At 61.7% G+C, this 23,160-nt stretch carries 19 protein-coding genes; 6 read left to right on the top strand and 13 right to left on the bottom strand.

The window, feature by feature from the left end; all coding sequences use genetic code 11:
• The 5 genes from BMI89_RS20230 to BMI89_RS20205 all read right to left on the bottom strand — a co-directional run.
• Nucleotides 1-375: HigA family addiction module antitoxin (locus BMI89_RS20230; RefSeq protein WP_078572574.1), on the bottom strand; the 375-nt coding region annotated here is incomplete at its 3' end.
• A gap of 303 nt (nt 376-678) precedes the next feature.
• A complete protein-coding gene (locus BMI89_RS20220; RefSeq protein WP_078572573.1) occupies nt 679-1,326 on the bottom strand; it encodes a 5-formyltetrahydrofolate cyclo-ligase in 648 nt (215 codons plus the stop codon).
• A 2-nt stretch (nt 1,327-1,328) separates the two neighbouring features.
• Nucleotides 1,329-1,757, bottom strand: a complete 429-nt coding sequence (locus BMI89_RS20215) for a PACE efflux transporter (protein ID WP_078572572.1) — start codon at nt 1,755-1,757, stop codon at nt 1,329-1,331.
• A 602-nt stretch (nt 1,758-2,359) separates the two neighbouring features.
• On the bottom strand, nt 2,360-3,235 hold the full coding sequence (locus tag BMI89_RS20210; protein ID WP_078572571.1) for a Crp/Fnr family transcriptional regulator: 876 nt from the start codon (nt 3,233-3,235) through the stop codon (nt 2,360-2,362).
• Nucleotides 3,236-3,358: 123 nt separating this feature from the next.
• Nucleotides 3,359-4,084, bottom strand: coding sequence for a Crp/Fnr family transcriptional regulator (locus tag BMI89_RS20205; RefSeq protein ID WP_078572570.1), 726 nt, complete (start codon nt 4,082-4,084; stop codon nt 3,359-3,361).
• A 160-nt stretch (nt 4,085-4,244) separates the two neighbouring features.
• On the opposite strand from BMI89_RS20205, the gene BMI89_RS20200 reads away from it, so the two are divergent.
• Complete coding sequence (locus BMI89_RS20200) at nt 4,245-4,481, top strand: hypothetical protein (protein ID WP_078572569.1); 237 nt, start codon at nt 4,245-4,247, stop codon at nt 4,479-4,481.
• Nucleotides 4,482-4,568: 87 nt separating this feature from the next.
• On the opposite strand, the gene BMI89_RS20195 is transcribed toward BMI89_RS20200, so the two are convergent.
• Nucleotides 4,569-7,238 carry a cation-transporting P-type ATPase gene (locus BMI89_RS20195; RefSeq protein WP_246832089.1) on the bottom strand — a complete coding sequence of 890 codons (2,670 nt, stop codon included), beginning with the start codon at nt 7,236-7,238 and terminating at the stop codon, nt 4,569-4,571.
• Between the two features lie 489 nt (nt 7,239-7,727).
• Here BMI89_RS20195 and BMI89_RS20190 point away from each other — a divergent pair, with 489 nt between their 5' ends.
• Together BMI89_RS20190 and BMI89_RS20185 are read left to right on the top strand one after the other, a co-directional pair.
• A complete protein-coding gene (locus tag BMI89_RS20190) occupies nt 7,728-8,762 on the top strand; it encodes a universal stress protein (RefSeq protein WP_078572567.1) in 1,035 nt (344 codons plus the stop codon).
• Complete coding sequence (locus tag BMI89_RS20185) at nt 8,759-17,179, top strand: glucoamylase family protein (protein WP_246832088.1); 8,421 nt, start codon at nt 8,759-8,761, stop codon at nt 17,177-17,179. Before BMI89_RS20190 ends, BMI89_RS20185 begins: the two co-directional genes overlap by 4 nt.
• 267 nt (nt 17,180-17,446) lie before the next feature.
• Here BMI89_RS20185 and BMI89_RS20180 read toward each other — a convergent pair whose 3' ends face one another.
• Entirely contained in the window at nt 17,447-18,103 is a 657-nt protein-coding gene (locus BMI89_RS20180) for an SLC13 family permease (protein ID WP_078572566.1), read from the bottom strand.
• A gap of 154 nt (nt 18,104-18,257) precedes the next feature.
• On the opposite strand from BMI89_RS20180, the gene BMI89_RS21010 reads away from it, so the two are divergent.
• The 3 genes from BMI89_RS21010 to BMI89_RS20165 all read left to right on the top strand — a co-directional run bounded on the left by BMI89_RS21010 (nt 18,258) and on the right by BMI89_RS20165 (nt 19,987).
• A complete protein-coding gene (locus BMI89_RS21010; RefSeq protein ID WP_168174798.1) occupies nt 18,258-18,395 on the top strand; it encodes a hypothetical protein in 138 nt (45 codons plus the stop codon).
• 74 nt (nt 18,396-18,469) lie between these two features.
• Nucleotides 18,470-18,976 carry a hypothetical protein gene (locus BMI89_RS20170; protein ID WP_078572564.1) on the top strand — a complete coding sequence of 169 codons (507 nt, stop codon included), beginning with the start codon at nt 18,470-18,472 and terminating at the stop codon, nt 18,974-18,976.
• 90 nt (nt 18,977-19,066) lie between these two features.
• On the top strand, nt 19,067-19,987 hold the full coding sequence (locus tag BMI89_RS20165) for a transglutaminase family protein (protein WP_143593983.1): 921 nt from the start codon (nt 19,067-19,069) through the stop codon (nt 19,985-19,987).
• 24 nt (nt 19,988-20,011) lie between these two features.
• Here the strand turns inward: BMI89_RS20165 and BMI89_RS20160 are convergent, their stop codons facing one another.
• The 6 genes from BMI89_RS20160 to BMI89_RS21000 form a co-directional block, all read right to left on the bottom strand.
• On the bottom strand, nt 20,012-20,218 hold the full coding sequence (locus BMI89_RS20160) for a hypothetical protein (RefSeq protein ID WP_078572562.1): 207 nt from the start codon (nt 20,216-20,218) through the stop codon (nt 20,012-20,014).
• 221 nt (nt 20,219-20,439) lie between these two features.
• Nucleotides 20,440-20,769, bottom strand: a complete 330-nt coding sequence (locus tag BMI89_RS20155) for a chaperone modulator CbpM (RefSeq protein ID WP_078572561.1) — start codon at nt 20,767-20,769, stop codon at nt 20,440-20,442.
• Nucleotides 20,766-21,707: a J domain-containing protein gene (locus BMI89_RS20150; protein WP_078572560.1), complete on the bottom strand. Its 942-nt coding sequence runs from the start codon at nt 21,705-21,707 to the stop codon at nt 20,766-20,768. Before BMI89_RS20150 ends, BMI89_RS20155 begins: the two co-directional genes overlap by 4 nt.
• A gap of 366 nt (nt 21,708-22,073) precedes the next feature.
• Nucleotides 22,074-22,226: a hypothetical protein gene (locus BMI89_RS21005; protein WP_168174797.1), complete on the bottom strand. Its 153-nt coding sequence runs from the start codon at nt 22,224-22,226 to the stop codon at nt 22,074-22,076.
• Nucleotides 22,227-22,407: 181 nt separating this feature from the next.
• A complete protein-coding gene (locus tag BMI89_RS20145; protein WP_078572559.1) occupies nt 22,408-22,614 on the bottom strand; it encodes a cold-shock protein in 207 nt (68 codons plus the stop codon).
• 183 nt (nt 22,615-22,797) lie between these two features.
• Nucleotides 22,798-22,950, bottom strand: a complete 153-nt coding sequence (locus BMI89_RS21000; protein ID WP_168176854.1) for a hypothetical protein — start codon at nt 22,948-22,950, stop codon at nt 22,798-22,800.
• Nucleotides 22,951-23,160: the final 210 nt, after the last annotated feature.

Here is a 23,160-nt window from a genome sequence, read left to right as displayed (position 1 = left end):
GTCTCGCGGTGACCGGATATCCGGAACACCTGACCGGATGTTGTCGGAATGCCCGACCGGATGCGTCGGTGTGCGCAATTCCGCCGGACAGAGCGGCGGAATCGCCGACACATCCACCTCGCGGGCTGCGTGCCAGGCATCATAGGCGCCCTGCATCCTGATCCAGATCAGCGGCGCGTTTCCGAATAGCTTGCTCAAACGCACGGCGACCTCAGCGCTCACGGGCTTCCGTTCGGCCAGGATGTCATGCAGGTGCTGGCGCGAGATCCCGAGCATCCGCGCGATCTCGGTCTTGGACTTCCTGGTCGCGGGGATCAGGTCCTCGCGGAGCAGTTCGCCCGGATGCGTCGGGCAGCGGGCAGGATTGCGGCTCATCTTTGCCTCTTGGTGATATTGATCCTAGTCCAGCACATAAGCATCGCCGTCGTGGAACTCGAAAGTGATGCACCACGGGTCATTCTTATGGACCGTGTAGCGCGTTGGGTTGTGACCTCGCAGGTCCTGAGCATCAACGCATTGCCTGATATCGATAAAGCTGTCGATGCCGTCCTGGGGGTGCCGGCAACCAGTGCCTCGAGATTGTGCGTGGTATTTGATGCGCTCGTTACGGCGGGAGGAGTGCGGCCGGAACCACGCCTGGCGAGGCGCAACGAGGCAGGGACACGGCGCCTCTCTGCGCTATCTCGTCAAATGGGTTCCATCCGACAGAAGGATCTCGTCCATCGGCACATCCCAAGGCATCGGGTAGATGGTCGACAAGACGCAGCCCGAAAAACCTATGCCGACGATCCGCGGTTTTTTCTCAAAACGAACGAGCGTCCGGTCGTAATAACCACCCCCGTTTCCAAGGCGGTGGAGGGTCGTGTCGACCCCGACAAGAGGGACAATCACGATGTCGGGCATGCGAGGTTCGCCTGCGGCCGGCACGGGGATGTTCCAGATACCGCGCACCATCTGGCACTCCGGGGACCACGTATGGAATTCGAGCGGCGCATCTCGCTCGATGACGACGGGCAACAGAATTTCGGCCCCGGCCTCATGTGCCTTGCCCATCCAGCCCCGCAGATCCGGCTCGCCTCTGATCGGCCAATAGACAGCCACGGTGAGGCGGGCATCGAGAGGAACTATCCGGTCGAGACCGTCAATCAGCCGGTCGGTCGCACGCTCCCGATCTTCTGCCGACAAGGCCCGCGCGGCCACAAGCCGAGCGCGCTCCGCCCGTCTAAACCGCGCCACATCGCGTGCTGTCTCGGGATCGACCAGGTGCCCGTCGACCAGAAGATGAGCAAAGCAGGCGGAGGCTCCTCCGGTAGCATCGTCGTCCATGTTTATGCCATCCGCTCACGTTTCTGAGGCGGAAAGATCGTATCGTATCCCCAAGTGAAAACGAAGGCGTAGACGAGGTAAAAGACTGCAAATGACAGTTCCATCACCAGAATGGTCAGCAGGGAGGCGTCGAGCCACCATGCGAAAACCGGCAGAAGCAGGGTGAGCAGCGTCAGCTCGAAAAGCACCGCGTGAGAGATCCGAATTGGCATAGTCTTACGGACATCGCCACGACGCCAGAGCAAGAGATGATCGAAGGCCAAGTTGAATAGGTAGTTCCAGGCAGTGGCCGCTGTTGCGCCAAGGACCACAAGCACGCCCATTTCCTCCATGGGATGACCGAAAGCCCAAGCGAAAAGCGGCGTCACGATGAGGAGGCCAATGAGTTCGAAACTCACGGCTTGGCGGATACGGTCTAAGGTGCTGCGCATGAAAAGTCTTCGTTAGGTCAGGCGGTCAAGCGTGCAGACCGTGTGCTCGGGCGGGGGAGGGGCGGGGTCTGCCTATGGTGGGTCTCGCGGGCTGGCTTTTCAAGCAGGGCTCGACGCTGGTCGCGCCGACCCGCAATCCAGCGGCTGGAAATACCTACCGATAGTCTGTCTTGTATCTTGTGGCTAGCTTTTCGCCTCAGGTGTCGGCATCAGTTTTCGAGGATGCGTTTCTGCTCGTTTTCTGATCTTCCGAGCATACTCTCAAATGCCAGCTTTCAAAGAGAGGGTGCTCAATGAACGGTATGTCACATCGCGAACCATGCACCCCGCCTTGCTCAGAGAAATTGAGATACCCGTATCCGCGACGACCAGATTCTGATGCTCGCGCTGACCGAACGAACCCCCTTTTCTCGTGACGCGATGTCTGAGCAGAGAACGGGTAGCCTTCACCTTCAGCTGTCCCGATGTCAGGGCCTTGTATGCGGCAAGCATCCGTTGCGACGACGCCTCAGAAGAATCTCGGCAGTTCGACCACTGGGTTCTCGTATAACATGCTGCCAGCAAAGCGGTTTCGTGCGCAGATCCGCGTTCGCAGCGTCTCCTCATGGCCTCCCGATTGGCAGCAGAAAACCGATTTCATCTTCGATGGCCTTGATCATGACTGGCTTCATACGCCTTGACGCATGGGCCGTTATCGGAAAAGACTCGTTGAGTTTCGGTCGGTTCCTCATGCCGTTGTTCATCATGCCGTTGGGGAGCGAGGCCCCCACGCCTTTTGCGATCGCGAGCAAAGTGCCAGGCTGCTGCACGACGATCAGAGCGGGCGTGGGCATGCGGATTGCCCCCTTATCTTTGATCTCGTGAAGAACGCGGCAAAGCGTCTCGCTGGACATATCCAACAGCGAGGCGATGTCGCGCCGCGTGAGCGAAAGCGGCAAATGCGTATCGACCGTGCCCGACTGCGGAGGTAGCTGAGCGAACAACAGGGCCGCAACACGTTGAATAGTTCCCGTGCCGCGCAGGGATGACGCCCAGAGGCGTTCCTTCTCGAGCTGACGGACGGTCGCGGCGAGATAGCCTTTCTGCAACGTTGCGTGCTCTGACAGCAGTGTCTCAAAACTCGAACGCGTCATCCAGCACAGGGTAACATCCGTTGCCGCTTCCCAGGACAACTTGTTCTCAGCAGCCCCGATGTCGCCGACGATATCCCCAGGGCCGAGCAGGCTCAGAATATGCATTCTGCCGTCTACGGTCAGGTTGACAACCTTCACCGTTCCCGAGGCCAGAACCCCAATCGAGGCAGCGGGTTCGCCCTGGGCAAAGATGGTCGTGCCCGAAGGGAATCGGGCGACGTGTGTTCGCATTTCCAAGGCTTTCGCCGCGCACGCGTCAATCTCCCTGAAAAATCCAATTCCATCCTCCACGAACTGGAGACAGGTCGATGTTGGTGCGCAGGTGAGTTGACTATCAAGCAGCATGTAGACCTCGCCTAAATAATTGTTTTTTCAGGTCAGTCTTGATGACCTCCGCTGAAAACTTCCCGTCAACATAAGCGCAATCACAAGGATCGGTCCTGACATGGATCAGCGTGCCGAGCGCAATCAAGTCAGCAAAGGGCCTTCCTGATCCATGTAGGAGGGATCGAACTCTGCCTCGCTGATCAGCCGGTCGTAATCGTGGAAGGAAACGCGGCCCGAGCGAAAGGTGACCAGCCCAACCTCGCGCAGCTGGCGCAGCGCTCTGTTGACGTGTATCGCGCTGAGCCCCAGGGCATCGGCCAGATGATACTGCGTGAGCGGACAATCGAAGCCGCGCTTGTCTGCGACGCCGACAAAGGAGAGCCGTGCGCCAAGCTCGAGAAGAAAATGTGCGACGCGTTTATCCGCGCTGCGACGGCCAATCCCCACAAGATGCTCGACGACCATCGCCTCGTCGCGAGAGGCCGCCCAAAGTATGGCGGTCGCAAGCCGCGGTGTGGTCTTAAAAACATCGAGCAACTCATCCAGCCGCACTTCTGCCGCCTCGATCTCGACCACTGGCTCGAAGCTGTGATCGGAGGTGCGCAAAAGTATGCTGCGCAGGCCCAGGAAGTCACCGGGGACCTGAAAGTCGACGATCTGTCGCCCGCCATCGGGCTGAATCTTGTAGGAGGAGACCCATCCTTTCGAGAGAATATAGGTGGCGTGTTCGGATTGGCCCTGATGAACCAGATCGCGTCCCGCCGCGAACGAGCGGCGGTGGCGAAATAAGAGCTTCAGAGCCGTGCGTTCCTGATCCGTTAGGGTGACGAATGCCGCAAGCTTACGCGCGAGTGGTGTGTCTTCCATCCGTGGCTTGCTTTCCATTGGTCCCGGTCAGCACAGACCTGGTATCGCAAGCTTAAGCTGCTTTCGATCAGTCCAGCCGAAAGGAATTTCTGTCATATTGCATGTTGGCACCATTACCAGCCGGTGGCGACCCAAATCCCACAAGGAAAGGCCGAAACCAATGTCCTCGAAATCGGAATATGCAGGGATCGCTGCGCTGTCGATCTGCGAGGCGTTGCTCTTGGCGATGAACGATCGCGGTTTGCTGTCGGAGGCCGAGGTCGTCGGCGTGCTCGAAGATGCGGCCGCAAGTCATGAACACGCGGCTGCCGCATCTCTCGCAGGGGAGGCGCACCTGGCCACGGCAGAGCTGATCCGCGCAATCGTCGCAGGCGGAAATTCCGTGCGCAGGCTTTGACCGGGATTTAGGGTTCTTTCGAGAGCCGGAGTTAGCGCAACAATGCGAAGAGGTCCGCCCTTTTGATCTTCCTGAAATCGGTTCTTATCAGGGCGTGAGGCTTCGAAGTGCGAGCCGCATCTGCTTCTCGATCTCTATCAAAACGAAGAAAACGACGCCGATCAGGATGATCAATACGCCTTCGGGGACCGGCACGGCTTGTGTTCCGAACACCTTCTGCAAAGGGGGGACGTAGGTAATTGCGAGCTGGGCTGCCATGACGGTAAGCACGCAGCCCCAGATGATCGGCGTTCCTCGCGCAGCCGCCCAGGTGAGTGAGGTGCCGTGGATGTTGCGGATGAAGAAAAGATGGAAAATCTCGAGCACGACCAAGGTGTTCATTGCCATCGTCTGCGCCAGGACGGACGGGTAGCCCCGGTCGGTGGCGTAGAAGTAAACCCCGAAAACCGCCATCAGGAATAGCGACGAGACGAGCACGATGTGCCAGATTAGTTGACCCGTCAGCAGCGGCGCGGCGCGCAGGCGAGGCGGCCGGCGCATGGTGCCGGGCTCGGACGGTTCGAAGGCGAGCGCGACGCCCAGCGTCACGGCGGTGATCAGGTTTACCCAGAGGATTTGCACCGCCGAAATCGGCAGTGTCATGCCGGCAAAGAGCGCTGCGACAATCGTCATTGCCTCGCCAGCATTGGTGGGTAGTGTCCAGCTGATGACCTTTTTGATATTGTCATAGACCGTCCGGCCCTCGCGCACTGCTGCGGCGATAGACGCGAAATTGTCATCGGCGAGCACGATTTCGGCGGCCTCCTTGGCTGCCTCGCTGCCCTTTCGCCCCATGGCGATCCCGGCATCGGCGCGCTTGAGCGCCGGTGCGTCATTGACCCCGTCTCCGGTCATGGCGACGGTCAGCCCCTGCGATTGCAGGGCTGTTACGAGCCGCAATTTGTGGGCCGGAGAGGTGCGCGCGAAGATGTCGGTCTTCACGGCCGCGTCGGCGAGTTCGGCGTCGTCCATCGCTTCGATATCCGCGCCGGTGAGAACGCGCTCGGCGTTCTTCAGCCCGATTCTTCCGGCGATGGCGCGCGCCGTGGCGGCATGGTCGCCGGTGATCATCTTCACTTGGATACCCGCGGCATGACAGTCGGCGACGGCGTCTATGGCTTCGGCCCGCGGGGGATCGATCAGACCGATCAGGCCGACGAAGGTCAGCTGCCCCTCCAGGTCAGCCGATATCAGTTCGGCGTGGCCCGCAGACACCGCGCGTGTGGCGATCGCGATCACCCGCTGGCCTTCGGCAGCGAGCTCCTCGATCGCTGCGTGCCAGTGATCGACGTGCAGCGGCTCCGTGCTGCCGTCGGCGCTGCGCTGGTCGGCGCAGAGTGCAAGCACCGCTTCGGGGGCGCCCTTGACGTGGATGCAGGCGTGGCCTTTGCGGTCGCGGTGCAGCGTGGCCATGTAGCGATGCGCGGCATCGAAGGGGATTGCATCGGCACGGGACCATTCGCGGAAGGGCTCGGGCCCGTCTCGAGTGACCTTGCCGGCGAGCGCCATGAGCGCGCCCTCCATCGGGTCGCCCTCGACACGCCAGCCTTCGGCATGGCTGTGCAGCAGCGCATCGTTGCAAAGCGCCGCGGCGCGGGCGAATTCCATCAGCACCGCGTGGTCGTCCGGGTCGATATCGGCATCGCGCCAGCGCACCGCGCCTTCGGGAGCGTAACCGTTGCCCATCACGGAATAAACGTGCTCGGTCGCGGCGAGTGAGGCCACCGTCATTTCGTTGCGCGTCAGCGTTCCGGTCTTGTCCGAGCAGATCACCGAGACTGCGCCCAGCGTCTCGATCGCCGGCAGACGGCGAACGATGGCGTTGCGTCGGGCCATTGCCTGCACCCCGACAGCGAGGGTGATCGTCAACACTGCTGGCAATCCCTCGGGAATCGCAGCTACCGAGAGGCCGACGATGGCCATGAACAGGTCGGAAAACGGCAGGTGGCCGACGAAGTAGCCGTAGGTCAGGAGTGTCGCCGCCACCATAAGGATGAAGACCGTCAGCCAGCGGGCGAAGCGGTCCATTTGCGCGACGAGCGGCGTCGTCAGCGTCTCGACCCGGCTCAGCATGCCGCTAATCCGGCCAATCTGGGTCTGTGCGCCCGTCGCCACGACGACGCCGCGTCCCGCCCCGGCGGCCACCAGCGTGCCCGAGAAGAGCATCGAATTCCGGTCGCCCAGCGGCGCATCCTCCGCGACCGATGCGGTGCCCTTGTCGACCGGCACGGATTCGCCGGTCAGGATCGCCTCCTCGGCCTTCAGCCCCCGGGCCGAGATCAACCGAAGATCGGCTGTCACCCGATCACCCGCCTCGATCAGCACGATGTCGCCGGGCACCAGATCGGCCGCCTCGAGGGTCTGTCGGCGTCCGTCGCGCAGCACCGCCGCGCGCGGCGCCAGCATATCCCGGATCGCGGCCATTGCTTGCTCGGCGCGACCTTCTTGGACATAGCCGATCACCGTGTTGACGATTACCACGGCAAGAATCACACCCATGTCCAGCCAATGCTGAAGAGCCCCCGTCACCGCGGCGGAGGCGAGCAGCACATAGATCAGCACGTTGTGGAAGTGCGCCAGGAAGCGCAACAGCGGGCTTCGTCGGGGCGGTTCGGGAAGCCGGTTGGGACCGTGCGCGACCCGGCGATGCGCGGCTTCCTCGCTGCTAAGTCCTTCCGCCCTGGCTGAGACCGCCTGAAGGGCTTCACTTGGGGGCAGTGCATGGAGCCTCGAGATGATATGCTGCTCTTCCGCCAGAAGCCGGGTGTCGACTGGGTGAAGATTCGCCGGGCTTGTCGATGGAGGATAGGACGTGGAAGGCATGGGGGTCCTTGTCGCGTCGCAAGAGATGTCAGGTTCAATCAGGTCTGCAAGAAACTCGGCAATCATCATGTGGCAAATTGCATTTTCGGGCAACTCTACTGAAACGAGATTCGCGGCCGTGCATCATGAGTTTCCTTCAGAGGTGTCGTGAACTCGATGTGCCCAGATCGGAGCATTGTTCGATGACGACAGGCACTCCTTTCTGCAGGACCCGAGACGGATAATCACAGAGACGAGACGCCATTCGAGTGACAGATCACGCGCTCCATCCCCTCCGTCGCGTTGCGTTGTGTCAATGTTGCCGCATCCCGCATCTGGTAGAAAGGAAGCCGCAAGCCAATAAGGGGTTGCCTTAACACAAAATATCTCGCCAAGGAGGTTTCGATGCCAGAATTGCATCCAAATTCGGCGCGCGACTTGTTGGTGGCGATGAGCCGCCCCAGAGACACTTCTTTGCATTTTCGTCACGTGATGGCCTGTCTCGACCATTCGCCGCAGTCGCGTCGGGTTCTGGCTGAGGCTGCGGCCATTGCCGAAGTCATGGGAGCCGAGTTAACGGTGCTTCGGGTGATGGAGGCCGGAACGGAGGCTATGCGACGTCCGGTCGATCCCGTCGATTGGGACCTCGGCCGCCGAGAGGAGGAGGCAGAGCTTGGCCGGCTTGTTGGCGAAATCTGTTCCGTGCCAGACATCCACACGGAAGTCATGAGCGGAGCGTCTGCGGACTGCATCTGCCGCAAAGCGCATGCGGCCGGGGTGGATCTGATAGTGTTGGGTGTAGGTGGACGCGACCGCTGGACCGAATGGGGTCTCGGCAGCACGGTGCGTCAGGTCGCCGAGCGCGCCGCAGGCTCTGTCTTGATCGTCCCCGAGTCCCCGGCCAATGACGTGTCGCGACAGGCGCCCGGGGGGCGTGTCCTGGTGCCGCTCGACAGTTCGACCTGGGCGGAGGCGGTGTTGCCGATTGCCCTGCGTGCCGCCCAGAGCCGGAGCGCCGAGTTGGTCTTGTTGCACGCGGTGCCGGACATCAGCCTTACGGGAAACAGTCCGCCCGACGCCCATGACGAGGCTTTGCGTGCCGACCTGCGCCACCGCAACGAACGCGTGGCCCAAGCCTATCTCGACAGAATCCGGGCACTGTTGCCCGCCGACGCGTTGCGCACGCGCGTGCGCCTTATCAGTGGCGAAGACCCGCGTCGGGCGCTCGCCCGAGCTGTAAACGAGGAAGCCGCCAGCCTCGTGGTGCTCAGCGCGCGCGGGCAGGGGGCGCATCCTGACCTGCCGATCGGCAGCACGGCGGAATACCTGATTTCGGCGGCTACTGTTCCCGTGCTTCTGGTGCGCCGCCCCGAAGCCGGATCGAGGCCTTCGGCGCAGGCCGCGCCGTGGCGATTACCTATGGTTAGGGCGCCGGTGTGATCGAGGCGCCAGATCGGGAAGCTGGCGCCGGGCCGGAGGAACTGCTCGATCACGCAGCCGAGAGCTTGAGCCACCACCTCGAGATCTGCGCGGGCGCTCCGCGTTCCGCTCCAGTCTGGGCCGAACTCGATGCGATCCCGAAATGGCTTGTCAGGGCGCAACGCAGTTCGATACATCCGCCTCCGGCAGCGACAAAGGCGGCCGAATGGTTGCTCGACAACGAGTATCATGTTCGCCGCGCAGTGCGCCAGGTTCAGGCAGATATGCCGCCGGAGTTCTATCGCCGCCTGCCCAGCCTCGCCACCCCCGAGTGCCGCGGCCTGCCGCGGATATTTCTGGCCGCGCATGGCTTTCTCGCATCTGCGCATATGCAGGTAAATATCGAGGCCGCAGAGAGATTCCTGGCCGCTTTCCAGCGCGGCGCGGCCCTGACGATCGCGGAACTCTGGGCCTTTCCTGCGATGCTGCGGCTCGCCTGCCTCGAGACCATCGTCGTGGCTTTCTCTGAATTGATCGAAAAGATTGATCCTCCTTTCAGAGCAACGCCAGGAGCTGCTTACGGTGAGGCGCACGACCCGACCGAGGCGGTCTCGCGTGCCATTATGGCGCTTTCGGCCATCTCGCGCGTGCCGTGGGAGGAGGTCTTCGAGGCGACGAACCGGGTCGAGGCGATCCTCCGGGAGGACCCGGCAGGTATCTACGCCGCGATGGATTTCGACACACGCGACAGCTATCGCAAAGCGGTCGAGGAGCTATCCGAGGGCTCGGACTGGTCCGAAACGCGTGTTGCCGATCAGGCGATCTTGCTGGCTACCTCCCATGCCGGGGCATCCCGCGCCAACCATGTCGGCTGGTGGCTTGCCGGCGACGGGCGCCGTCAACTGGAGCAGCTTGTGGGCTTTCGCGCACGTCCCGCGGCGGCGTGGCGACGCTGGGTCCTGGCTCATGCGGGCGCCTCCTATGCCGTCGCGTTGATTGCGGTGGGGACGGTGGCGATGACCGTGCCGCTGGTGATGCTTGCTGTGAACAACGCGTCGGTCACTGCGTCGATCGTTGCCGCGCTGCTGTCGCTCATGCCGGCCTCGATCATAGCCGTCACTGTTGTCAATTGGCTTGTAACTCAGACGATCCCGCCCCGGACGCTTCCCAAGCTCGACTTCCGTGATGGCCTGCCGAAAGGTTGTGAGACGGCCGTCGTCCTGCCGGTGATCATCGCCGCGCAAGACGAGGTTTCGAGACTCATCGCCCAACTCGAGCGGCACTGGCTGACCAACCCCGACCCGCTCCTGCGCTACGTGATCCTGAGCGACCTGGCAGACGCTGCGAGCGAAACCCTTTCATCAGACGCGGGCGTAGAAGACGCTCTCAGCGAGGGCATCCGGAAGCTGAATGGACGATACGGACCAGGTCACCCCTTCGTTCTGATGCACCGGCGGCGGCGATGGAACCCGGCAGAAGGCGTGTGGATGGGATGGGAGCGCAAGCGCGGCAAGCTCGAAGAATTCAATGGATTCCTTCACGGCGATGCAGTGTCGGCCTTCGCCCTGACCGAGGGCAATACCGGCGCCCTTGGTGTCGTGCGCTTTGTGGTCACGCTGGATGCAGACACCATCGCCCCGCCGGGCACGATCCACCGGTTGATCGGCACGCTTGCCCATCCGCTCAACCGGGTGGAATTCGATCCGACAGGCGAGCGCGTGATCTCGGGCTATACCTTCATCCAGCCGCGGATCGAGATCTCGCCAGAGGCGGGCTCGGCCTCGCTTTTCGCCCGGCTCTATACTGGCGACACGGCGATCGATATCTATAGCCGGGCGGTGTCGGACGTCTACCAGGACCTTTTTGGCGAAGGCGTCTTCACGGGAAAGGGGGCCTATGACGCCGCAGCATTCAGCCAGAGCCTGCGCGGGCGGGTGCCGGAGAACGCGATACTCAGTCATGACCTGTTCGAAGGCCTGCACGGGCGGGCCGCGCTCGCGTCAGACATCGTTTTCTATGAGAATTTCCCGGGCAACTACCCAGAATTCACCCGCCGCTGGCACCGCTGGATACGCGGCGATTGGCAGTTGTTGCCCTGGCTCCGGCGCACTGTGCCCGGGCGGGGCGAAAAGCAATTCAAGAATCCGCTTTCACCTCTCGACCGCTGGAAAATCATCGACAATCTGCGCCGCAGCTTGATCCCGCCGGTTTTGGTGCTACTCGCTCTGATCGGCTGGCTTCTCGTGCCGTCGGATGCGTTTGTGTGGTCCGTGCTCACTGTGGTCGCTCCGGGAGTCTACCTGGTAACAGACTCCATTGCGGGCTTTATCCGCGGGCGCAGACGCGGCGTAGTGCGCGAGCGGACGCGCCAGTTCCTCGATCACGCCCGGCGCTGGACCCTTGCCGTCGTTTTCATGGCTCATGAAGCGTTCGTCTCGCTCGACGCAATTTGTCGTGCGCTGTGGAGAATGATGGTCTCGCGCAGGCGGATGCTCGAATGGACTTCCTCTGCCCATGTCGCCACCGCCGACAGCGCGGATCGCAGGCGTGCCTGGGAGGAGATGGCTGGCGCACCGATATTGGCCTTGGCTATGGCGGCCACGCTGATGGCTTTTGCGCCGGAAGCTTTGCCCGGTGCAGCGCCGCTTCTGCTCCTATGGCTGATCTCTCCCGAGATCGCGCAGCTGATCGCCCGCCCTCTGCATCGCCCAGAAGAATCTCTGAGTTGTGACGACCAGCGTTTCCTGCGTCACCTCGCGCGTCGCACATGGTTGTATTTCGAGACCTATGCAGGGCCTGAGGACAACTGGCTACCGCCCGACAATTATCAAACCGAGCCGCATGAAGAGATAGCTCACCGCTCTTCACCCACCAATGTCGGCATGTTGTTGCTTTCAACGCTCTCCGCGTTCGACCTTGGTCATTCCGGGTTGCCCGCCCTCGTCGCGCGAGCCGCCAATGTGCTGGCCACGCTTGAGCGGCTCGAGCGCTACCACGGTCATATCCTGAACTGGTTCGATACCCGCACCCTCGAACCGTTGGAGCCGCGCTATGTTTCCACCGTCGACAGCGGCAACCTTGCGGTGGCCCTGGTGACGCTCACGGAGGGGTGCCGGGAGGCGGCCCAAGGTCCGCCGGTGTCATCTGTTTCGTGGGATGGTCTGGCGGACAGCTTCGGACTGCTGCGCGATGCCCTTGCGGCGATGCCGTCGCAACCTTCTGCCCCACTGCTCGCTCGTCTCGACGACCTGATCGCCGAAGCGGCGCGGGTTCGCGACCGGCCGGAGGATTGGGCCGCGAGCGCCGGCGCAATGCAGGACACGGGGCTGCCCGCGCTCTCGGCGGAGCTTCCGGCCGCGATCGAAGCCGCTCCGGCGACAGATTCCCGAGAGATCCATCTCTGGCTCGAACGCAGCATCCACCATGTGAACAGCTTCATTCGAGATCTAGAGACGCTTTGCCCGTGGACGCCCCTTGTCGTCGCGCCGCCACCTGGGCAGGAGGCACTCGCCGCTCAGCTTGTCGACGTCCTGCCGCCCGATCTTCGCCTCGAGGACACTGAGACCGCAATTGAGACCGCACGGGGTCTGATTGGAGACGGGGAGGCCGATCCTTGGCACGACACCCTTCGCGCTGCGTTCACGCAAGGGCTGGCCGCGCGAAGCGCCCTTCGCGACAGCCTCACGGTCAGCGCCGAGCATGCCCATCGCTTAGCGCTGGCGATGGAATTCGGTCTGCTCTACGACCGCGAGACCCGAACGTTCTTCATTGGCTACAACCTGAGCCAAGACCAGCTGGACCAGCACCGCTATGACCTACTGGCCTCCGAGGCGCGGCTGGCAAGCTACTTTGCGATCGCCAAGGGAGATGTCCCCGTGGAGCACTGGTTCCACCTTGGACGACCACTGGCGCATCCCGGTCGCGACCTGACCGTGCTGTCCTGGAACGGCTCGATGTTCGAATATCTCATGCCCGCGCTGCTATTGCGCAGCGGTCCGGGCCGGCTTCTCGGGCAAAGCGAAGCGGCGGCCGTCGCGGTGCAGAAGCGCTACGGCGAACGGTTGGGTCTGCCCTGGGGGGTGTCGGAAGCCGCCTTCGCCACGCGCGATGCTTCGCATCGTTACCAGTATCGCGCCTTCGGCGTCCCCGGGCTGGGCCTGAAGCGCGGGCTCGATGAAGACTACGTGGTTTCGCCCTATGCTAGCGCGCTGGCGCTTGCCGTGGCGCCGGCAACCGCTGTTGCCAACCTGCGACGTCTCGATGCCATGGGGATGCAAGGGCGATACGGCTTCTATGACGCTGCCGATTTTACCGCCGAACGCAGCCCCAGCGCGCGTTTCACCCCGGTGCAGACCTTCATGGCGCATCATCAGGGGATGTTGCTGTCCGCTATCGACAATGCCCTAACAGGCGATAGCCTCGTGCGGCGCTTTAACCGCGACCCGCGGATCGCGGCGATGGAGATGCTGCTACAGGAGAGGGTGCCATGGGAATATGTCCCCGAGCCGCTACCCGATGCCGCCCCACCGCCACTTCCCGAACTCGAGCGCCGAGCCGTGCCGCCGCTGGATGGCTGGCCAGCGCCCGATACCGGGGTGCCGCATCTCCATGTCATCGGCAACGGTCGCCTGTCGTCCTGGATAAGCGATGGTGGAGACAGCACTCTGTGGTGGCAGGGGCAGTCGCTAACGCTCTGGTCAGGGGACATCGGCCGCCCCGCCCGGGCTGCACTGTTCCTGCGTGATGCCGAGAACGGCATGATTTGGGATTTCCGTCGCAGGTCCAGCCAAGCGGTGGATATCACCTTTTATCCTGACCGAGCCAGCTTCCACCTGCATAAGAACGAGATCGCCGCAACACAGGAAATCGTTACCGTCCAGGCCGACGATGTCGAGATTCGCCGAGTCACCTTGGTCAATGAGAGTCAGAGCACGCGCGAGATCGAGGTGTCGAGTTATGCCGAGGTCGCCCTAGCTTCATTCGCCTCCCATGAGCGGCACCCTGCTTTCAGCAAGCTATTCGTGCAGAGCGAGCCGCTGGTCGGGCTCGATGCTTTGCTCTTTACCCGGCGCCCGCGTCGCCCCTCCGACCGACCGCCAGTCATGCTCCAAAGGCTGCTCACCGGGTCTGACGCGGTGCAGTTCGGCGGCTTCGACAGCGACCGCCGTGCGATCCTTGGTCGCTACGGTAGCAGCGAACCACTGGACTGGCTGCACCGCCCACCGGAGGCGACCGCGGGTTGGACGCTCGACCCAGCGTCGGCGCTGCGGGCTACGGCTCGGCTCGCACCGGGCGCGCGGGTGCAGCTGGCATTCATGACCGTCGCCGCTGGTTCGCGCGAAACCGCGATCGAAATCGCTAGCCGTTATTCTGGCGGCGACGCGCTCGATTGGGCATTCGAAGACACCAAGCGCAGCATCGCAATCGAGGCGGATCAACTCGGGGCATCCGGTGCCGACCTGCGCGCAGCTCAGGCGGTTGCCTCAGAACTCGTTCGCCCGCCTGTCAAGCGGGCCGAGTCTCTGGCCGGTTTTCTAACCGGTCAGCACGACCTCTGGGGGCTGGGATTGTCAGGCGATCTGCCGATCGTGCTCGTGCGGGTGGATGATGCCGACCACGCGGCGCTTTTACCCGCGGTGGTGCGCGCTCATCGCTGGTGGCATCGGCACGGGTTGCGGGCAGATCTGGTGATCCTGAGCACAGGGGCATCAAGCTATGAGGAGCCGATCAATGCGCGATTACGCGACGCGCTGCGCGATGCGGGGCTGGCAGAGGGGCTAGGCGGTGACGGAGGCGTGCATCTGCATAGCGCCGACTGCATTGCCACGTCCCAGCGCCGCGCACTCGAGGAATTGGCGCAGGTGGTGCTCGACGGAGCTGCCGAGACGCTGACAGAGGCGCTACAATCGGTGCAGGAACTGCGCGACAAGTCGCCTCTTTTCACGCCTGATGGCCAACCAGAGAGAGAGACCCAACCACCGCGAGCCCCTGCGCAGGTGCTGCGCTTCGAAAATGGTTACGGAGGGTTCTCAGAGGATGGCGACGCCTATGTCATTCACCTCGATGCCAGCCGCGTTCCGCCGACCCCCTGGTGCAACGTGCTTGCGAATGACTACTTTGGCACAATCGTCTCGGAAGCAGGCCTCGGGTTTACCTGGAGCCTCAATGCCGGCGAGCACCGACTGACGCCTTGGTCGAACGACCCGGTAACTGATGCTCAGGGCGAAGCCCTATATCTGCGAGACGAGGAAACAGCGAGAATCTGGACGCCGACGCCATTGCCTGCGGGGCACGAGGCTCCTTGCGAGGTGACCCACCGAGCTGGCAGCACCGAATGGACGCGGACAAGCCAAGGTCTGGAACAGCAACTCACCATTTTCGTGCCTACCGAAGCGTCGGTGAAACTCGCCTACCTTCGGCTGCGCAACACCACCGACCGTCCGCGCCGCATCACCGCAACCTACATCGCCGAATGGCAACTCGGCGGGTTGCCAAGTGCCTCGCGGCCGCATGTTGCTTGCGCCTATCGTGCAGCCAGCCGGGCGTTGATCGCCCGCAACGGCTGGCAGCCGGAATTCGCATCGCGCGTCGCGTTTCTCACCGCCAGCCATCCGGCGCACAGCCTGACCTGCGATCGGGCCACGTTCTACGGCCCAGAAAACGACGCCACAAATCCCGAAGGGCTGCGACGTTGGTCGCTCGGAGGTAAATGCGATGCAATTCGCGATGCCTGCGCGGCATATCAGGTCCATCTCGATATAGCCCCGGGGGGTGGCGAGGAGGTAGTTTTCGTGCTCGGCGATGGCGCGAATATCGAGGATGCGGAGGCGCTCGCGGTAAAATGGGCCGATGTCGGGCGTGCAGCCCAGGCCTTGGAGGTGACTCTCGCGACATGGCACCAGCGGTTAGGGGCGGTGACGGTCGAGACGCCCGATCCCGCCTTCGACCTGATGGTGAATCGTTGGCTACCTTATCAGGCGCTCTCCTCCCGTATTATGGCACGCGCCGGGTTCAACCAGGCTGGCGGTGGCATCGGCTTTCGCGATCAATTGCAGGACATGATGGCCTTCCTCTTCTCGGAACCCGCTCGCGTTCGCGCCCATATCCTCGACTGCGCCGGACATCAATTCGAGGAGGGCGATGTGCTGCACTGGTGGCATCCGCCGGAAGGCCGCGGTGTGCGGACGCGCTGCTCGGATGACATGCTGTGGCTTGTCTACGCCACCCATCGCTACGTGCGCTCCACCGGAGATGTCGGCATTCTCGACGAGGAGGTTCCGTTTCTCACGGCACCACCACTTACTGAGGACGAAGAAGACCGATACGCCGCCTTCCCGCGCAGTGCTGAGGCTTGGCCACTCTTCGAGCATTGCCGTCGGGCGCTGGTCCATGGCGTCACCTCGGGACAGCACGGCCTGCCGCTGATCGGGGCAGGGGACTGGAACGACGGAATGGATCGTGTCGGCTATCACGGCAGAGGAGAAAGTGTGTGGCTGGCTTGGTTCGCATCCCATTGCGCCGAAGGTTTCGCCGATCTGTCCCGGCGAGGCGGGCACGAGGATCAGGTTGAGCATTGGGAACGTCGGGCAAGAGAATTGAAGCAGGCAGCGGACAACGCGGCCTGGGATGGGGCATGGTATATGCGCGCCTTTGATGATGACGGGCAGCCCTGGGGCTCGCAGGAATGCGACGAATGCCGTATCGACAGCATCGCTCAGTCCTGGTCGGTCCTGGCGGGCGGGCCCGACAGGGACCGCGGCCGGCAGGCGATGCGATCGGCCTCAGAATGGCTGGTCGACCGAGAGTTGCGCCTCGTGCGTCTCCTCACGCCACCCTTCGACCGCACGCCCCGCGATCCGGGCTACATCCGGGCCTATCCACCCGGCGTGCGCGAGAACGGTGGCCAATATACCCACGCCGCTACTTGGCTCGGCATGGCACAGGCGAAGCTCGGGAATGGAGAGGAAGCCTACCGGATATTCGACCTGATCAACCCGATCCGTCGCTGTGCCTCTCGGGAAGATGCCGAGCGCTACCGCGCGGAGCCTTATGTGATGCCTGCCGATGTCGGGGGCGCGGCGCCATTCGAGGGGCGCGCAGGCTGGACCTGGTATACGGGCGCCGCCGCCTGGTCCTGGCGACTGGGGGTCGAGGCGATCCTCGGGCTGGAACTTGTTGGGGGCGCTTTGCACATCGCCCCGTGTCTACCGAAGGGCTGGGGCCGTTTCCGCGCTCGCCTCCGCGGTCCAGCCGGCGCCATCTCGCTTCGGATCGATGACCCGGAGGGCCTTGGCACTGGCGCCGTCGAAATTACCGTGAACGGTCACGCGCATTCCAGCGCGACCGTTGAGTTTCCGACTGATGGAGCCACCGTCGAGGTAACCGCGCGTCTGAGAGTAGAGCCGGCGAAGGGGCGTCCCCCGGCGTGTGATCTCTGAACCTGAACTGGCCTTCAATTTGATAGATAGTGGCATGAAGACCAACAACTTCACCTGAGATCGCGTTGTCCCTCTATGGTCCGCGCTTGGGGCAAGCTGTGTTTCGGCGGAATACGTGAGCTACTCTTGGTGTGCCATTGGTTCGAAGGGGCAAGTGTGGCTTGGCCAGACGCCGCTAGCCTTTCTCGGGTCAAGCCAATCGCACTGCCAGAACTGGAGGCTTAGATTATTGCTTATCTGCCGGTCGGCGCGCGTCATCTCCAAAGCTCATAGCGGCCAGACGATCAGCAGCAGCGGCAAGCTTACTGCAACGACGATCATCTCGAGCGGCAGTCCAAGCTTCCAGTAGTCGCCGAAGCGAAAGCCGCCCGACCCGAGGATGAGAGTGTTGTTCTGATGCCCGATCGGCGTGAGGAAAGCACAAGATACCCCGATCGCCACCGCCATCAGGAAACTGTCGGGGTTCACGTCGAGCGAAGCGGCGATGCCCAGGGCAACTGGGCTCAGCACCGCTGCCGTGGCCGCATTTTTCATCAAATCCGATGGGAACATCGTGGTGATCAGAATTGCCGCCAGAGCCGCGATGGTGTTCTCGCGTGCAACAGTATCGACCAAAAAACGCGCCCGAACATCTGCCGAACCAGAGGTCTGCATCGTGCCAGCCTCCGGGATAAGCGATCCCAGCAGGACGATGACTGGCCAGTCGATGGCCTTGTAGACCTGCCCGGGCGGCACGGTTCGCAGCAGCATCGAGCCCAGAACTCCCAAGGTAAAGGCCACGGATGCGTGCAGCAGGCCGAAGGTGGCAATTCCGATAGAGCCAAGCAAGAGCGTGCTGGCGATGATTGCCATTCGCGCGTTGGGAAAATGCAATTCCCGCTCCCCCATAGGCGCGCAGCCGGTCTCGTTCATGAAATCGGCCATGATTGCGTGCAGATTGACTCATCTGATCTCAGATTCCTCGGCGCCTGACCCTCGTAAATTGGGTCCCTGGTCCCCATATAGATCAAACCGGCGACAAGCATCCCGGTCCGACATGGACCAAGAATTGACGTCGGGCGATAAAAGGATCGATGACATGTCCTTCAAGGACCTGACCACTCGGGCCGCAGCGGCGCTGAAGCCAACGCCCGAGAAGACTGCCAAGCCTTCTGCCGAGAAGAGCGAGTCTAAGGCCGCCAGCAAGGAAGCGACGGCTAAATCCAAGACTTCTTAAGACCTGCGCAGACCCGCGCCCCGGCCCTGGCAAGGGCGCGGGTCATTCGCTCATCATGTGAGAGGATTAGGCCAGTGGAAGAACTTACACGCAAGACCGTCGCGGTTTTTTCCCGCCCGTTCAACATTCCGGGGTTTGCCGAGACACTCCCGGCGGGAGAGTATGAGATCGAGACGGAGCTGGTCTCGCCTCCGGATCGGAAGGACCCCGAAATCTGGAAAGCTTCCGTCATGGTGAAGCTTCATCCCAGAGCCACACATCCCGGATTGGTAAGGACGCTGACCGTTTCTCTGGCCGATCTCGATCACGCGCGTGCCAGAGACAAGCTTACGGGCCGTGCCCTGTCGGATTTTTTCGTGGAAGAGATGCTTTCGGATCCGATGGTGCGCCTCGTGATGGAAGCCGATGGTGTTTCGGAGGCGCATCTGCGCCATCTCTACTCGGTATTCCGATCGCCTGATCCTGATCTATCCAGACTGGAGCCCCTGCCGGCTCCCGAAAGACGGCGCTACGAAGCCTCCATTCTGGCCGCCGAAAACGAAGGGATGCCGACGAGTCCGGAAACACGACCGAGAAATTAGCGGCTTAACGAGGCGTCTGGCTGCCCCATTGCTAGCCGACATGGCTGTGGGCGTGGCTGCCACTATTATCTGACCGTATTGGAGCGTCATTTGGCCTGCCTCGACATTCTTCACAAAACGACCTACCGATACCGGGGAGACGTCTCTCTCGGGCCGCACAGGTTGATGCTGCGCCCGCGCGAGACGCGCGAATTGCGGCTGCTCTCGCACGCGCTCTCCATTACGCCGGCGGCGCACATAACATGGGCGCATGATGTGGCGGGCAACGCCATCGCCACCGCCGTGTTCGACGACCAGACTGATCATCTGGCAATCGAAAGCCGTGCGTCCGTGGAGCTGACTGCGTCGGCCTGGCCGGTCTTCGCCATCGCTTCTTCTGCTGCCCAATATCCTTTTCTCTACGCTGCGGACGACTGGACGGACTTGGGGGCGCTGACCACCCCGCAATATCAAGACATTCAAGGCCGCCTTTCCCGCTGGGTCGAGTACTTCGTCATGGGGCGCCCGACTGACACATTGTCTCTGCTGAAGGACATCAGCACCGGGGTGTTCACGCAGATTTCCTACCAGAGCCGGGAGGATGAGGGCACCCAATCGCCGGCCGAAACACTCGACCGGTGCTGGGGTTCGTGCCGCGACTTCGCGGTCCTGCTTGCCGAGGCCGTCCGCCATTTCGGTTTCGGATCCCGCATCGTCTCGGGATATCTCTTCAATCCCGAAATGAACCTTGTGGGATCGGCTGGCTCAGGGGCGACCCACGCATGGGTCGAGATATTCGTCCCCGGCGCCGGATGGATCGCATTCGACCCGACAAATCGCAGCGTCGGGTCGCAGAACCTGATACCGGTCGCGGTCGGTCGAGGTATCCATCAGGTCTCACCAATTTCGGGCAGCTTCTCAGGATTTGGCAACGCGCTCTATGATCTCTCTGTTGAGGTCTCCGTTCAAAGCGGGCGCGCCGCCGTGCCCGTGGCGGAGGAGGCAAGTTTCGACGACCTGCCAAGGCGTTAATCAGGTGATGGGTGCTTTGCGCGTTCAGTCGCGATGAAAGTCGATATTTCCGAATTCCTTCCGGGTGCGCTTTTTGACCGCTTGAATACAATCCTCTGGCACGTCGCAGGTGAAGCCGCCTGATCCGCTAATAGTCACGAAGCCATCCCGTGCGCGTCCTTCAAACCGGAAGATCGTTTTTTCTGCGCCAGTCACAAAAACGCCTTGGCCGGGCTGAATTGCATCTTCCATTTTCAATCTCCCTCTCGTTTCCGCCCTCAGGCAGCTAATGAAACGAACCGCCATACTCCTGCAAAGAGACTCAACCTTTGCGATGCGGATTGACATCGTCGCACCGGGGAGGCTCGCGGGTCAAGAAAGCAGCAATAACTCAATAACCTCTGACATGCTCCCCTGAAACGTCCTCGTTTTGAAGCTAGCCTGTTTCCCGAACGAAGAGAGGCGAGTTGGGCTTACGGCTGCTTCATTGCCGCAATGACACGCGTCTGAAGTTCCAATGGCAAGGTATCTATCGCGCGCGCAAAGGTAGCGAGGTCCTGTCGTGCGGCATGCAACTGGTCAAGGAGCGACATCACGATTGCCAGCGCCGTTTCGTCGAGGTCAAGATCATGGGAAAGATCGCACAGCAACTCCAACCGCGCGATGTCGACGCTGCGGAAAATATAACCGGTATCGCCCTTTGCTGGTCGCACGAGTTCGCCTTCGATAAAGCGCAAAAGCTGGCTTCGTGTGAGCCGGGTAACGTTGGAGATCACGTCCTCTTCGGAAAACCTCTCCGTCATGCGCTGGCCCTCTTAATCAAATCAACACGCGGATCGAAGCGATGTGTCTTGCGCCACTCGGTGAGGAAATTGCGCAGATCCTCGTCAATGCTGGGTGGTGTCACGATCTTCAGCTCAACCCGCTGATCACCCTTGGTTTTGCGCTTCGCGTTGGCGATGCCACGTCCACGCAAACGTAAGACCTGGCCCGAATTCGCGCCCGCTGGGATCGTGAGCCCGACGGGGCCGTCAATGGTCGGTGTGGTGACTTTGCCGCCGAGAACGGCCTCTTCGATGGTGATGGGGAGCGTTACCAGGATATCGTCGCCGTCTCGGTCGAACACCGGATGAGACCCCACCAGAACGGTGATCAACGCATCACCCGCAGAAGCATCGCCATAGCCAGGCGCCCCCTTGCCGCGTAACCGAAGTGTCTGGCCGTCTTCAGTGCCCCGTGGGATCTTGACTGTCAGGCTTTGTCCATCGGGCAGCGTGATGTGGGTTTCCGCTCCGCGCGCAGCATCGAGAAACGGCACGTTGAGCGAATAGCGCGCGTCGGCGCCGCGCGCGGAAAAACCACGGTCGCCGAAGTCGCCGCCAGACCGTCCGCGATTGCGCAATATGTCAGCGAAAATATCTGCCGGATCGACATCCGGCCCAACCCCGCGCTGTCGATGATAGCTGTTGTCGGATGAGCCCGAGAAATCACGGTAATACTGGCGCTGCGGACGTTCTGCGCCGAGGCCATCGATTTCTCCGGCGTCATAGCGCGCACGGGTTTCAGGATCTTTCAGGATATCGTAAGCGGCCGATATCGCCTTGAACCGCGCTTCGGCTCCTGCGTCATCCGGGTGCAAATCAGGATGGCTTGTCCGCACAAGTTTGCGATACGCCTTCTTGATTTCGTCAGCTGTGGCGGCCTTGGTCAGGCCAAGGACTTTGTATGGATCATCGGGCATCCAGGTTTCCTGTTCGGCGAGCGATGCATCGTAAGGCAAAGCGCGTGCGGAAATGGGTTCACTTGTCGTTGGGTGCCACGAGAAGGGAGCTTGAGTCCGTGATCCACGTCAATGTGGAAATGCCGTGAGTGACTGTGGCCGGCCGATTTGGGGCCAAGCGGTAGCGAACCCACGGCGAACGCGGCGCGCGAGGAGGCTGCCACCCATGAGGGAGTCTTGGCCCAAAGCTAGGATCAAGGCGTCTCAATAAGCATTCAGGAAAGTGGCTCGCGCTGAACGCCGACTGATCAGCCCCGTCTCTCGGGGAGCCGCCATCAGGCAAGATTATTCGCGGAGTCTGGAAATTAACGAACCCGGCAAAGCTATTTATTTTGCCGTGGCCTGTTTTGCGCTGGCTTTGACAGGGGACGGATTTGTCGGCGCACGACGAAAGCCGACGCCTTTCCGGAAACCTTTTTTGGCGGGTTGGCTCAGGAAATCCTTGAGGTCGAGTTGTTTCTTTTGAGGGGAATAGCCCATGATCGTTCTCCGCGTAGACAGGTGAATTTTGAACCCGCCCGCACATCTTGGTCCGCAATGCCGGATGGGTGGTTCTACAGATGTTTCGAACCTGGACTGCGCAAAGGTATTCGAGCAGAGAAGACTCTCGCCACATGGGCGCGTTCGCGGACCGGAAGACACCAGTCCGCGAACGGTTTTATCAGGCGAGTTCGAGATCCTTGGCGGATTCCCGACCATCGCGGCCGGTTTCGATCTCGAAGGTCACTTTCTGACCGTCGTCGATCTGGGAAAGGCCCGCCCGTTCGAGCGCGCTGATGTGCAGGAACACGTCCTTGCGACCGCTCTCGGGTTGGATGAAGCCGAAGCCTTTGCCGGGGTTGAACCATTTCACGGTGCCATTGGCCATCGTGTTGTCTCCTTGTTTGGAAATCTGCCCGCAGGATGCGGCAGGTCGGCCGGTCAGATCGAAAAGCAAACTGAGGCCGATAAGGGAGACAGGGTGCGGTCGGAATAACTAAGCATTTTATAGATGGGGTTGGCGGGCGGCGATACAAGATGCAACCGAGAAATGAGATGAGAAATGCGTCTCTCAACCCAGATGTGCGTTCGAGGCTGAGGGAGGGCGGCCTTTCTCGATATCGAGAAAGGCATCGACCTGCGTGTTCACTTCGGCAGCGGGACGCTCGGGCGGGATCACCGGGAAGTAGGCGCCCGTGCCCTTGCGGCAGATATTGCCCCCCATTATCCGCGATCGGCAGGGTCAGTTTGCGGTGAAGGGAACAGGCCGTCGAAAAGTTTCGATCGTAGAGCCTGCAGCTTTTGCGCTTCGCGCGGGGGGGCTCCGCTGCGGACGAGGTGCCTTGGGGCTTTAACAGTTCAATTTGACTTATGCTTTTCGTATCATATATCATCTAAATGATGAAGAAGCTTGTAAGTATTGGCGAGGCCGCAA

The sequence above is a fragment of the Thioclava sp. F36-7 genome, from assembly GCF_002020075.1.
In the GTDB taxonomy this organism is placed as follows: domain Bacteria; phylum Pseudomonadota; class Alphaproteobacteria; order Rhodobacterales; family Rhodobacteraceae; genus Thioclava; species Thioclava sediminum.
Note: the sequence above shows the minus strand (reverse complement) of the source record. Positions and strands in the feature narration are given on the sequence as shown.

Bases quoted from the DNA above. Each gene is read 5' to 3' on its own strand.
- BMI89_RS20220 (WP_078572573.1), bottom strand. From the start codon at position 1,326: ATGGACGACGATGCTACCGGAGGAGCCTCCGCCTGCTTTGCTCATCTT.
- BMI89_RS20215 (WP_078572572.1), bottom strand. From the start codon at position 1,757: ATGCGCAGCACCTTAGACCGTATCCGCCAAGCCGTGAGTTTCGAACTC.
- BMI89_RS20210 (WP_078572571.1), bottom strand. From the start codon at position 3,235: ATGCTGCTTGATAGTCAACTCACCTGCGCACCAACATCGACCTGTCTC.
- BMI89_RS20205 (WP_078572570.1), bottom strand. From the start codon at position 4,084: ATGGAAGACACACCACTCGCGCGTAAGCTTGCGGCATTCGTCACCCTA.
- BMI89_RS20200 (WP_078572569.1), top strand. From the start codon at position 4,245: ATGTCCTCGAAATCGGAATATGCAGGGATCGCTGCGCTGTCGATCTGC.
- BMI89_RS20190 (WP_078572567.1), top strand. From the start codon at position 7,728: ATGCCAGAATTGCATCCAAATTCGGCGCGCGACTTGTTGGTGGCGATG.
- BMI89_RS20180 (WP_078572566.1), bottom strand. From the start codon at position 18,103: ATGGCCGATTTCATGAACGAGACCGGCTGCGCGCCTATGGGGGAGCGG.
- BMI89_RS21010 (WP_168174798.1), top strand. From the start codon at position 18,258: ATGTCCTTCAAGGACCTGACCACTCGGGCCGCAGCGGCGCTGAAGCCA.
- BMI89_RS20160 (WP_078572562.1), bottom strand. From the start codon at position 20,218: ATGGAAGATGCAATTCAGCCCGGCCAAGGCGTTTTTGTGACTGGCGCA.
- BMI89_RS20155 (WP_078572561.1), bottom strand. From the start codon at position 20,769: ATGACGGAGAGGTTTTCCGAAGAGGACGTGATCTCCAACGTTACCCGG.
- BMI89_RS20150 (WP_078572560.1), bottom strand. From the start codon at position 21,707: ATGCCCGATGATCCATACAAAGTCCTTGGCCTGACCAAGGCCGCCACA.
- BMI89_RS21005 (WP_168174797.1), bottom strand. From the start codon at position 22,226: ATGGGCTATTCCCCTCAAAAGAAACAACTCGACCTCAAGGATTTCCTG.
- BMI89_RS20145 (WP_078572559.1), bottom strand. From the start codon at position 22,614: ATGGCCAATGGCACCGTGAAATGGTTCAACCCCGGCAAAGGCTTCGGC.
- BMI89_RS21000 (WP_168176854.1), bottom strand. From the start codon at position 22,950: ATGGGGGGCAATATCTGCCGCAAGGGCACGGGCGCCTACTTCCCGGTG.